This is a genomic window from Pseudomonas fluorescens NCIMB 11764 (genome assembly GCF_000293885.2).
Taxonomy (GTDB): Bacteria; Pseudomonadota; Gammaproteobacteria; order Pseudomonadales; family Pseudomonadaceae; genus Aquipseudomonas; species Aquipseudomonas fluorescens_B.
Window position 1 is genome coordinate 4,931,343 of the sequence record NZ_CP010945.1, and the last position, 12,367, is coordinate 4,943,709.

A 12,367-nucleotide genomic window follows, 5' to 3' on the forward strand; every position below is an offset into this window, starting at 1 on the left:
ACAATGCCGTTACGGACCCTTGAGACCTGGCCCCACGGCGCAATCATGCTGGACGCAGAACACACGCGTTTTGCCTTGTGGGCGCCAGATGCGTTTTTTGTCAGTGTCGAACTGGAAGATGGACAATCCTTGCCGCTACTGCCTCAGGCCGATGGCTGGTTCGTGATCAAGGCGCGTTGCCCCGCAGGTACGCGTTATCGCTACAACATAGACGGTGAGATTGAAGTCCCCGACCCCGCCTCCCGCGCGCAGGCCGGCGACATTCACCTGCACAGCGTGGTGGTCGATCCCCTCGCCTACACCTGGCAACACAGCGCCTGGCTGGGACGGCCATGGAACGAGGCGGTGATCTACGAGTTGCATGTCGGTGCGCTGGGCGGCTTCAGCGCAGTCGAACAGCACCTCGAGCGCCTCGCGGCGTTGGGCATTACGGCCATCGAGCTGATGCCTATCGCACAATTTCCCGGTGAACGGAACTGGGGCTATGACGGGGTGCTGCCCTACGCGCCCCAGGCGTCCTATGGCACCCCTGAACAACTCAAGCACCTGATCGACACCGCCCACGGCCATGGCCTCGCGGTGATCCTCGACGTGGTCTACAACCATTTCGGCCCGGATGGCAATTACCTGCATCGCTACGCCAAGGGCTTCTTCAACGAAGACAAGCACACGCCCTGGGGCGCGGCCATCGATTTCCGGCGGCGCGAGGTGCGTGATTTCTTCATCGACAATGCGTTGATGTGGTTGCTGGAATACCGCTTTGACGGTTTGCGCTTCGATGCGGTGCACGCCATCGAAAGCCCGGACTTTCTTCAGGAGCTGGCACAACGGATTCGCCAGCAGACCGATCCGGTGCGGCATGTGTGGTTGACGGTCGAGAACGAGCACAACCAGGCCAGCCTGCTGCAGGAAGGCTTCGACGCGCAGTGGAACGACGACGGCCACAACGCGTTGCACGTCCTGCTGACTGGTGAAACCGATGCCTATTACGCCGACTACGCGGACAATCCCACAGAGAAACTGGCTCGTTGCCTGAGTCAGGGTTTCGTGTTCCAGGGCCACACCAACCGACACGGTGAAGCGCGGGGCGAGCCCAGCGGGCACCTGCCCCCCAGCGCGTTCGTGTTGTTTTTGCAGAACCATGACCAGATCGGCAATCGTGCGTTCGGTGAACGTCTGCCGCAACTGGCCCACCCCGACGCGCTGAAAGCCGCGACCGCACTGTTGCTGTTGTCGCCGATGATCCCGCTGATGTTCATGGGCGACGAGTTCGCCGCCGAGCAACCGTTCCTGTTCTTCACCAGCCATCACGGCGAGCTCGCGGAACTGGTCCGTGAAGGCCGACGTAACGAGTTTGCCGCGTTTGATGCGTTTGCCGATCCGGAGAAACGTGAACGGATTCCCGACCCGAATGCACAGCAGACCTTCGAAGACTCTCGCCCCTGCCTGACGGCCCGTCGAGACTCCGCCATGTACCAGCTGTATTGCCAACTGTTGAAAATCCGCCATGAGCGGATCGTGCCGCACGTGTCCGGCGCCCATCCACTGGGCGCCGATGTGCTGGCCGAAGGCGCCGTCACGGCGCGCTGGCAACTGGGCGATGGCAGCCTGCTGCGCATTGACCTGAACCTCAGCGGCAAGCCAGTGGTCCACTCCCCACAGGCCGGCAATGCGTTGTTGTTCGAACACCCGCCGGAGTCCGCCGACCTGTTGGATCAGGGCACCCTTGCCCCGTATTGCGCGCTAGTCAGCCTCACGGCCGCGGCCCCTTTGCTACCCCCGGATGGAGAGCGCCAATGAGCGATGCGCAACTGGAAATACTGGCCGGCCGAGCTGGCCTGGCGGTCGACTGGATCGACGCCAACGGCCGCCCACAGAAAGTCGCCCCATCAGTGTTACGTAACGTCCTGACCGGACTCGGCCACCCGGCCGGCACCGCCCAGGAAATCGACGCCAGCCTGCTCGAATTGCAGCAGGTGCAACAGACCCGGCATTTGCCGCCGCTGTTGACCGCAGACTTTGGCGTGGGCCTCAACCTGGCGCATTACTTCGAGCCGCAGACACCCTGCGAGATCCACCTTGAAGATGGTTCGCGGCTCAGCCTGAAACTGGATGCCGAGGCGATATTGCCCGGTCTGATCCCGGTCGGTTACCAGCACGTCAGCATTGACGGGCAGTCCTTTACGCTGGCCGTGGCACCGTCGCGCTGCTACAGCGTCGGCGACGCCGTCGACAGCCCGATCCCCCGCGCCTGGGGCCTCAGCGTGCAGCTGTATTCGCTGCGCCGTCCCGGCGATGGCGGTTTCGGCGATACCCAGGCCCTCGAGGATCTCGCCCGGGTGGCCGGTGAACGGGGCGCCGAAGCCTTGGCGATCAGTCCGCTGCACGCGATGTTCAGCAACGACACCCAGCGCTACAGTCCCTATTCGCCGTCCAGCCGTTTGTTTCTCAACAGCCTGTACGCCGCGCCCGGAGCGATCCTTGGTGAGCGCGCAATGCGCACAGCGATAGATGCCACCGGGCTCGCCGCGGAACTCAAGCACCTCGAGGCGCTGCCACTGGTTGACTGGCCCGTCGCGGCCGAAGCCAAGCACCGTCTGTTGCAAGCGCTGTACGAAGGCTTTGTCCAGGGCGAACACCCGCTGCATGAAGACTTCAGCAGTTTCCGCCACGCTGCCGGCGAAGCCCTGGAAAACCACTGTCGCTTCGAAGCCATCCAGGAAGCCCGCGCCGCCAAGGGTGAAAACCTCGACTGGCGCGAATGGCCCGAGCAATGGCGCGATCCGCGTAGCGCGGCGCTGGCTGACTTCGCCGAAGAGAATGCCGGGCGCATCGGCTTCTTTGCCTTCTGCCAATGGCTGATCACCCGCTGCCTGGAGCGCGCACAAACCGCCGCCCGCAGCAGCGGCATGAGCATCGGCTTGATCGCTGACCTGGCGGTGGGTGCCGACGGCGGCGGTAGCCAGGCCTGGAGTCGCCAGGACGAATTGCTCGCCTCCCTGACCGTGGGTGCGCCACCCGACATCCTCAACCGCACCGGCCAGGGCTGGGGAATTTCCGCGTTCTCGCCCGAAGGCCTGGTACGCAATGGCTTTCGCGCCTTTATCGAAATGCTCCGGGCCAATTTCGCCCACGCGGGTGGCCTGCGCATCGATCACGTCATGGGGCTGCAACGGTTGTGGGTGATCCCCAACGGCGCCTCACCCGCTGACGGTGCTTATCTCTATTACCCGGTTGACGACCTGTTGCGCCTTCTGACCCTGGAATCCCATCGGCATCAGGCCATCGTCCTGGGCGAGGATCTCGGGACGGTACCGGACGGTCTGCGGGAAAAACTCATCGCCCGCTCGATCCTCGGCATGCGCGTGATGCTGTTCGAACAGGACAACGCTCGCTTCAAACCGATCCTCGACTGGCCGGACAACGCCTTGGCGACCACCAGCACCCATGACTTGCCGACGCTCAATGGCTGGTGGCATGGCCGCGACATCGACTGGAACGCTCGACTGGGGCTGGTCGATGCCCAAGGTGAAATCGAGTGGCGCCATCATCGCGAACGGGAGCGCGAAGGCCTGCGGCGGGTGTTGAGCGAAGACCCGCAGAACTTCCGCGAGGAGTCCCACGAAACCGATCAGGTACTCGACGCCGCCATTCGTTTCCTCGGCCATACCCGCGCTCCGCTGGTGTTGCTGCCGCTGGAGGATGCCCTGGGCATCGAACAGCAGGCCAACCTGCCCGGCACCATCGATACGCATCCCAATTGGTCGCGACGTTTGCCCGGCGACAGCGAAGCATTGCTCAATGACCCGGACGCCGCCAGGCGTCTGGAACTGCTCGCTTGCGCGCGACTTCAGGCCGCCGAGCGTGACCGATGAATCCGCCACGTACCCAACCGCTGCGGGCGACCTTGCGACTGCAGTTTCATAAAGGCTTCACGCTCGACGATGCGGTGCCGCTGGTGCCCTATTTCGCCAGCCTCGGCATCAGCCATGTCTACGCATCGCCGCTGCTGAGCGCCCGCGCCGGCTCCATGCATGGTTATGACGTGGTGGACCCGACCACGGTCAATCCTGAACTGGGCGGCGAAGCGGCATTGCGCCGGCTGGTCAGCGCGTTGCGTGCACAGGACATGGGGCTGATCCTCGACATCGTCTCCAACCACATGGCGGTCGGCGGCGGTGACAACCCCTGGTGGCTGGACTTGCTGGAATGGGGGCGCCTGAGCCCCTATGGCGAGTTCTTCGACATCCAGTGGCATTCGCCCGATCCGTTGATGGAAGGCCAGCTGTTGTTGCCCTTCCTCGGCAGCGATTACGGCGTTGCGTTGCAGGACGGCACCCTGCCCTTGCGTTTCGATGCGCAGCATGGCGCGTTTTACGTTGAGCATTACGATCATCACTTCCCGATTTGCCCGATGAATTTTGGCGAACTGCTGAAAGCGGATGACGAGCAACTCAAATCACTGGCCGACCGCTTCAGCACCTTGAGTTATCAGAACGACGCCCACCGTCTGGCGATGCCGTTGAAAGACGAGCTGCGTGAACTCGCCAGCGACCCGGCCGTGCTGCACATCATTGAACAGAACCTGAAAGCCTACGATTCGCTCACGCCCGACGGCTTCCAGCGTCTGCATCAGTTGCTGGAGCGCCAGAGCTATCGCCTCGCCAGTTGGCGTACGGCAGCGGACGACATCAACTGGCGGCGCTTTTTCGATGTCAACGAACTGGGCGGCCTGCGCGTGGAGCGTCCGGCGGTGTTCGAGGCGACCCACGCGAAAATCTTCGAACTGGTGGCTGAAGGCTTGATCGACGGTCTGCGCATCGACCACATCGACGGCCTCGCCGACCCGCGTGGTTACTGCCGCAAACTGCGTCGGCGGGTCGACAGCCTGGCACCGGATCGGCACTTGCCGATCTACGTCGAGAAGATCCTTGGCGAGGGGGAAACCCTGCACCGTGACTGGTCGGTGGATGGCACCACGGGTTACGAATTCATGAACCAGTTGTCATTGCTGCAACATGACCCGGAGGGCGCACAAACCCTGAGCGAGTTGTGGAGTCGCTACAGCGAACGGCCCGCCGACTTCCGTCAGGAAGCCCAACTGGCGCGCCAGCAGATCCTCAACGGTTCCCTCGCCGGTGATTTCGAAAGTGTCGCCCAGGCCCTGTTGCAAGTGGCCCGGGATGACCTGATGACCCGCGACCTGACCCTCGGCGCGATTCGCCGGGCATTGCAGGAACTGATCGTGCACTTTCCGGTGTATCGCACTTACATCAGTCCCCGTGGGCGCTCCGCGCAGGATGATGTATTTTTCCAGCAAGCCTTGGACGGTGCGCGGCAAACCCTCGGTGAGGCCGATTGGCCCGTGCTCGATTGCCTGGCCCGATGGCTGGGGGGTGAACCGTGGCGCAAGCGTCCGGTGGGCCGTCCGCGCAAGATGCTCAAGCATGCCTGCGTACGCTTTCAGCAGTTGACCTCGCCGGCGGCGGCGAAGGCCGTGGAAGACACCGCGTTCTATCGCTCGGCAGTTCTGCTGTCGCGCAATGATGTGGGGTTCAGCACCGAGCAGTTCAGCGCGCCGGTGGCCGACTTCCATGCCGCGTGCCTCAATCGCCTCGAAGAATTCCCCGATAACCTGTTGGCCACTGCGACCCACGACCACAAACGCGGCGAAGACACCCGCGCCAGGCTGGCGGTGTTGAGCGAGCGCAGCGCGTGGTTCGCCTGGCAGGTGCCGCTCTGGCAAACACTGGCCCGGCCGCTGCGCGACGACGACCAGATGCCGTCCGCCGGCGATGAGCTGATCCTGTATCAGGCGCTCCTTGGCAGCTGGCCACTGGATCTGCGCAATGACGATAAAGCCGCGTTCGAGCACTACACTCAACGTGTGTGGCAGTGGCAACAGAAAGCCTTGCGCGAAGCCAAGTTGCAAAGCAGCTGGAGCGCGCCGAACGACGCTTACGAACACGCAGCTCACCAATTCCTCGAACGCCTGCTGCTCAGCCCTGAAGGTGAACGGCTGCGCGCAGCCCTCGGTAATGCGGCGATGTCGATTGCTGCACCCGGTGCACTCAACGGCTTGGCGCAAACCTTGCTGCGCATGACCGTGCCGGGCATTCCGGACCTTTATCAAGGCAACGAGTACTGGGACTTCTCGCTGGTAGACCCGGACAACCGCCGCCCGGTGGATTACGCCAGTCGCCACCAGGCCATGCAGCGTCCGCAGGACGTGCCTGACCTGCTGGCGAGCTGGCGGAACGGGCACATCAAACAAACCCTGATTGCGCGCACGTTGAACCTGCGCGCCGAGCATCCCGAGCTGTTTCAGCGAGGGTCGTATCAAGCCCTGGAAGTGGTCGGCAGCGAGGCACACCGGGTGCTGGCATTTGCGCGCTCGTACAACCAGAAGCGGGCCATCGTGATCGTACCGATACGTTGTGCGGGCCTGCTGGAAAACAGTGCCGAACCCAAGGTCGGCGCGCAGCTGTGGGGCGATACGCGGGTCAAATTACCGTTCACCACCCCTGACGACAATCTGAAGGGACTTTTTTCCAGCGTCACAGTCACAGAACACAAGGAGCTGATGATTGGCGCCGCGCTGGGGGATTTCCCGGTCAATCTCTTTATCCAAAACCTTGAGTTCAGTTCAGGAGCATAGCGATGAGCACCGACGAAAAACGCATCCGCGAATTTGCCTATCAGATCTGGGAATCGGAAGGGAAACCCGAGGGCGAGGAAGTTCGTCATTGGGAGATGGCTCGCAAGCTGGCGGAAGCTGAAGCCCTGGCGCCGAAGAAGTCACCGAAAGCCGCCGGGAGCAAAGCCGCCACCGCCAAACCGGCAGTCAAAGCGGATGGCAAGCTCAACGGGCAGGCCGATGGCAAGGCTGCGGCATCGAAAGCCAAGGGCAAACCGGCCGCGGCGGCTGCGAAAGTAACGCCGCCGGATGAAAAAGTGGCCGAGAAAAAACCGCGTGCCACGAAAAAACCACCCGCGGTTTGACGCTTCACTTCGTTTGCACTTGATTGAACTCATGGCGAGCCCGCTCGCCACAGTGGGCGCGTTCGCCCACGAAAACACGAAAAATTGAGCAGGAGCGAGGCTTGCCCGCGAAGGCGGTGTTTCAGTCAACACTTGAATGGTCTGACTCACCGCCCACGTGGGCAAGCCGCGCTCCTGCAAAGAACTCCCATTTTTGCAGGAGCACCTATGACCAGTCCGAAAAAATCCGCGCCAGCACCTCAAGCCGAGGCCTCGCGAATCCGTGAAGGCTTGCCCTTCCCGCTGGGCGCCACCTGGGATGGTCTGGGGGTCAACTTTGCGTTGTTTTCCGCCAACGCGACCAAGGTCGAACTGTGCATTTTCGATGACGCCGGCGAAGTCGAACTGGAACGCATCGAACTGCCGGAATACACCGACGAGATTTACCACGGTTACCTGCCCGACGCCCATCCGGGGCTGATCTACGGTTACCGCGTCTACGGTGCCTATGATCCGGCCAACGGTCATCGCTTCAATCACAACAAACTGCTGATCGATCCTTACGCCAAACAACTGGTCGGCCAGCTGAAATGGTCCGAGGCGCTGTTCGGCTACACCATCGGCCATCCCGACGCCGACCTCAGTTTCGACGAACGCGACAGCGCGCCGTTCGTGCCCAAATGCAAGGTCATCGACCCGGCGCACACCTGGGGTCACGACCATCGCGTCAGCGTGCCGTGGGACAAGACGATCATTTATGAGACCCACGTACGCGGCATCAGCATGCGGCACCCTTCCGTCCCCGAGAACGTGCGTGGCACCTTCGCCGGGTTGATGGTCGATGATGTGCTGGAACACATCCGCAAACTCGGTGTGTCGAGCGTGGAATTGCTGCCGATTCACGCATTTGTGAATGACCAGCATTTGTTGCACAAGGGCATGACCAATTACTGGGGTTACAACAGCATCGCGTTTTTTGCCCCTGACCCGCGCTACCTGGCCAGCGGCAAGATCGCCGAGTTCAAGGAGATGGTCGCGCACCTGCACGAAGCCAATCTCGAAGTGATTCTCGACGTGGTCTACAACCACACCGCCGAGGGCAACGAACAAGGCCCGACCCTGTCGATGCGCGGCATCGACAACGCCTCGTACTATCGCTTGATGCCCGACGACAAGCGCTTCTACATCAACGATTCCGGCACCGGCAACACCCTGGACCTGAGTCACCCGTGCGTGCTGCAAATGGTTACCGACTCTCTGCGTTACTGGGCCACGGAAATGCACGTGGACGGTTTCCGTTTCGACCTGGCGACCATTCTCGGTCGCTATCACGATGGCTTCGACGAGCGTCACAGCTTCCTCGTTGCCTGCCGACAGGACCCGGTGTTGCGCCAGGTGAAAATGATTGCCGAGCCGTGGGACTGTGGTCCCGGTGGTTATCAGGTCGGCGGTTTTCCGCCAGGTTGGGTCGAATGGAACGACAAATTTCGCGACACCGTGCGTGCATTCTGGAAAGGCGATGACGGTCAACTGGCTGACTTCGCCAGTCGTATGACGGCTTCGGGCGAAATGTTCAACCAGCGTGGCCGCCGGCCGTATGCGTCGATGAACTTCATCACCGCCCACGACGGTTTCACCCTCAATGACCTGGTGTCGTACAACGACAAACACAACGAAGCCAACGACGAGAACAACCAGGACGGCAGCAACAACAACCTGTCCTGGAACCACGGCGTCGAAGGCCCGACCGACGACCCTGAAATCAACGCACTGCGCCAGCGGCAGATGCGCAATTTCTTCGCCACGCTGCTGCTGTCCCAGGGCACGCCAATGCTGGTGGCCGGTGACGAGTTTGCCCGTACTCAGGAGGGCAACAACAACGCTTATTGCCAGGACAGCGAGATCGGCTGGGTCAACTGGGACCTGAGCGAAGACGGCAAGGCCCTGCTGAAGTTCGTCAAACGCCTGATCAAGTTGCGCCTGACCTACCCGATCCTGCGTCGCGGACGATTCCTGGTGGGCAATTACAACGAGGACATCGGCGTCAAGGACGTCACCTGGCTCGCACCGGACGGCAGCGAGATGAGCATCGAGCAATGGGAAGACGCGCACGGCAAATGCCTGGGCATGTTGCTTGATGGTCGCGCACAGGAAACCGGGATCCGCCGCAAGGGCGGTGACGCGACCTTGCTGCTGGTGGTCAACGCCCACCATGACATCGTCAACTTCACCTTGCCCGAAGTCCCGGACGGCGGTTTCTGGACCTGCATGGTCGACACCAACCAACCGTCGATTCGTGGTCAGGAACGCTTCGAGTTCGGTCACGAATATTCCGTCACCGGCCGTTCGCTGCTGTTGTTCGAATTGCAGCATGAGGAAGAAGAGTGAAATGGACCTACAGGCTTTTCTTCAGCGACAGTCAGCGGACTACGCCGATACACGGGCGCTAGGCCGGTGCCTGCGGAAGCTGGTCGAGGCTGGTCTCGATCAGCTTCCGCTGCCGGGCAGCGGCCGGACGCTGGAGCGCTTTCAGCGTCTGGCCGAGGTCGGCGGGCATGATCTGGGGTTGTGCAAGTTGTACGAAGGTCATACCGATGCCCTGGCGATCATTCAGCAACTCGGCGGTTCGCCCACGCCTTCCAGCACTTGGGGAATGTGGGCCGCCGAGCCGCCGGACGCCCGGGTGCGGGTCAGCCCTCAAGGCCAGATGGTTGCGCTGAACGGGCGAAAGGCCTGGTGCTCAGGCGCGGCGGTGTTGAGCCACGCGTTGCTGACGGCGTGGGACGAACAGGAGCGCCAGCAACTGGTCGCAGTGGCGCTGGACCAGCCCGGCGTAACCGTCACCGATCAAGGCTGGCAAGCGCTGGGCATGGGCGCCACCGGCAGCGTCGAAGTGCTGTTCGACGGCGCCGAGGCGCAGGCCATCGGCAACCCCGGCGACTACCTGCAACGCCCGGGTTTCTGGCAAGGCGGGATCGGCATTGCGGCGTGCTGGTACGGCGCGGCGCAGAGTCTCGCCGAACGCCTGCGCAGTCACTGCGGCCATCGCGAAGAACCCCACGCCCTCGCCCACCTTGGCGCCGTCGACAGCGCGCTGCACGCCGCGGCAACGGTGTTGCGATTCAGCGCGTTGAGCATCGATGCCGCCCCACAGCAAAACGCCGAACGCCTCGCTCGCCGCGCCCGTGCGGTGGTTGAGAATGCCGTCGAACAGGTGATCCTGCACGTCGGCCACGCCCTCGGCGCCGGCCCTTATTGCAAGGACCGGCAATTCGCCCGACTGATCGCCGACCTGCCGGTGTTCCTGCGCCAAAGCCACGCCGAACGCGACCTCGCCGCGCTCGGCCAGCACATCATCAAGGGAACATGGACGTTATGAAAACCAATCCCATCGTCGGTCAGGGCACACCCTTGCACCTGTGGCAAACCTCCAGCCACCTGGCACAAATGCCGGTGATCGACATTCTCGACCTGGTGCCCGAAGGTTCCCGGGCCGTGATCGTGGCCCCGCACCCGGACGACGAAGTGCTCGGCTGCGGCGGTTTCCTGCAATTGCTCGCCGCCGCTCAGCGGCCGTTGCAACTGATCTCGGTCACCGATGGCAGTGCCAGCCACCCCGGCTCCCGGCGCTGGCCGGTCGAACGCTTGAGCGCGGTCCGTCCGCAGGAATCCGTTGAAGCGTTGCGTCGACTCGGTCTGCCGTTACACAGCCTTAAATGGCTGCGCGGCGGGTTTGCCGACAGTCAGGTGGCAGCGCGGGAAACGCAATTGGCTGAATTCATCGAGCGTCACCTGCGCCCCAACGACGTGGTCTTCACCACATGGCGCGAAGACGGCCATTGCGACCATGAAGCAGTCGGGCGTGCCAGTGCCGCAGCGGCGAAACGCGTCGGGGCAACGGTGCATGAACTGCCCGTCTGGACCTGGCATTGGGCAACCCCTGAAGACAGTCTGGTGCCGTGGCAGCGTGCGCGAAAAATCCTCCTGGCCCCGCCGCTGGTCGCGCGCAAGCGTCATGCCATCCATGCCTTCGCCAGCCAACTGGAAGGCGACCCGAATATCGGCTTGCCACCGGTGCTGGCACCGTACGTGCTTGATCGTTTGCTGCAACCGTTCGAAGTGGTGTTTCTATGAGCGTCGAGGATCGCTACTTCGACGGGTTGTTCGCCGGTAGCGACGATCCCTGGGCGTTTCGTCAGCGCTGGTACGAACAGCGCAAGCGCGCGATCACCCTCGCCGCGTTGCCCCGCCCCCGCTACCGCTCCATCTTCGAACCCGGTTGCGCCAACGGTGAACTGAGCGCCGGGCTGGCCACACGTTGCGACCGTCTGTTGTGTTGCGACACCGCAGCCGCCGCCGTGACGCTGGCCAGAACGCGCCTGAGTCTGTTCGACCACGCTGAAGTGCGCCAAAGCCGCTTGCCCGGCGACTGGCCGAACGAGCAGTTCGACCTGATCGTGCTCAGTGAAGTCGGTTACTACCTGGACGCCGGTGACCTCAATCAACTCATCAAACAGGCGACACAGTCACTGACTGCCGACGGCCAACTGCTGGCCTGCCACTGGCGCCCGCCGATCGATGGTTGCCCGCTCAATGCCCGGCAGGTCCATGACTTGCTGCACGAGCATTTGCATCTGCCACGCCTGGTCTTGCATCAGGAAGCCGATTTCCTGTTGGAACTCTGGAGCCGCGAACCGCGCTCCGTGGCGGCGCTGGAGGGCTTGCGATGATTGGCATTCTGATCCCGGCGCACAACGAAGAAGCCTTGCTCGAAGACTGCCTGCAAGCCGCGCTGGGTGCCGCGCAACATGAACTGCTGGACGGTGAGGCGGTCGAGGTGCTGGTGGTGCTCGACAGTTGCACCGATCGCTCGTCCGACATCGTCGGCAACTACCCGGTGCACTGCCTGGAAATCAATGCACGCAATGTTGGCCAGGCCCGCGCTGCGGGTGCGCGGTTTTTGCTGGATCGCGGGGCGCGCTGGATTTCCTGCTCCGACGCCGACAGTCGCGTCGCTCACGACTGGTTGGTGGCGCAACTGTCGCTGGAGGTGGATGCGGTGTGCGGCACGGTGACCGTAGAAACCTGGGATGAATCCTTCAGTGAATCGGCACAGATTCGCTATCACCAGCACTATCAGAACCGTGAAGGACACCGGCACATTCACGGCGCCAATCTCGGCATCAGCGCCGAGGCCTACCGGCTCGCCGGCGGTTTCGAACCCCTGGCATGCGACGAAGACGTGCAACTGGTGCGGCAACTCGAACGCTGCGGCGCGACAATTGCCTGGAGTCATCGGCCCCAGGTACTCACCAGTGCCCGACTGGACAGCCGGGCCCGGGGTGGCTTCGGTGACTACTTGCGCGACCTGGTGCAGACCGGATGA

Annotated in this window: 9 protein-coding genes; all 9 read left to right on the forward strand. The window is 62.7% G+C overall.

Annotated features, from left to right (window positions below; genetic code table 11):
- Window positions 1-3 precede the first annotated feature (3 nt).
- The 9 genes from treZ to B723_RS22555 all read left to right on the forward strand — a co-directional run bounded on the left by treZ (window position 4) and on the right by B723_RS22555 (window position 12,367).
- Window positions 4-1,800 carry a malto-oligosyltrehalose trehalohydrolase gene (treZ, locus tag B723_RS22515; protein WP_017339069.1) on the forward strand — a complete coding sequence of 599 codons (1,797 nt, stop codon included), beginning with the start codon at window positions 4-6 and terminating at the stop codon, window positions 1,798-1,800.
- Complete coding sequence (gene malQ / locus B723_RS22520; protein ID WP_017339070.1) at window positions 1,797-3,875, forward strand: 4-alpha-glucanotransferase; 2,079 nt, start codon at window positions 1,797-1,799, stop codon at window positions 3,873-3,875. Before treZ ends, malQ begins: the two co-directional genes overlap by 4 nt.
- Window positions 3,872-6,658 carry a malto-oligosyltrehalose synthase gene (locus B723_RS22525; protein WP_017339071.1) on the forward strand — a complete coding sequence of 929 codons (2,787 nt, stop codon included), beginning with the start codon at window positions 3,872-3,874 and terminating at the stop codon, window positions 6,656-6,658. The genes malQ and B723_RS22525 overlap by 4 nt, the downstream gene beginning before the upstream one ends.
- A gap of 2 nt (window positions 6,659-6,660) precedes the next feature.
- A complete protein-coding gene (locus B723_RS22530) occupies window positions 6,661-7,002 on the forward strand; it encodes a DUF2934 domain-containing protein (RefSeq protein WP_017339072.1) in 342 nt (113 codons plus the stop codon).
- Window positions 7,003-7,209: 207 nt separating this feature from the next.
- Window positions 7,210-9,369 (forward strand): glycogen debranching protein GlgX, encoded by a 2,160-nt coding sequence (gene glgX / locus B723_RS22535; RefSeq protein ID WP_017339073.1) that lies wholly within the window; start codon window positions 7,210-7,212, stop codon window positions 9,367-9,369.
- A gap of 1 nt (window position 9,370) precedes the next feature.
- Window positions 9,371-10,360, forward strand: a complete 990-nt coding sequence (locus tag B723_RS22540; RefSeq protein ID WP_017339074.1) for an acyl-CoA dehydrogenase — start codon at window positions 9,371-9,373, stop codon at window positions 10,358-10,360.
- A complete protein-coding gene (locus tag B723_RS22545) occupies window positions 10,357-11,115 on the forward strand; it encodes a PIG-L deacetylase family protein (protein WP_017339075.1) in 759 nt (252 codons plus the stop codon). The genes B723_RS22540 and B723_RS22545 overlap by 4 nt, the downstream gene beginning before the upstream one ends.
- Window positions 11,112-11,711, forward strand: coding sequence for an SAM-dependent methyltransferase (locus tag B723_RS22550; protein WP_017339076.1), 600 nt, complete (start codon window positions 11,112-11,114; stop codon window positions 11,709-11,711). The genes B723_RS22545 and B723_RS22550 overlap by 4 nt, the downstream gene beginning before the upstream one ends.
- Window positions 11,708-12,367, forward strand: coding sequence for a glycosyltransferase (locus B723_RS22555; protein WP_017339077.1), 660 nt, complete (start codon window positions 11,708-11,710; stop codon window positions 12,365-12,367). Before B723_RS22550 ends, B723_RS22555 begins: the two co-directional genes overlap by 4 nt.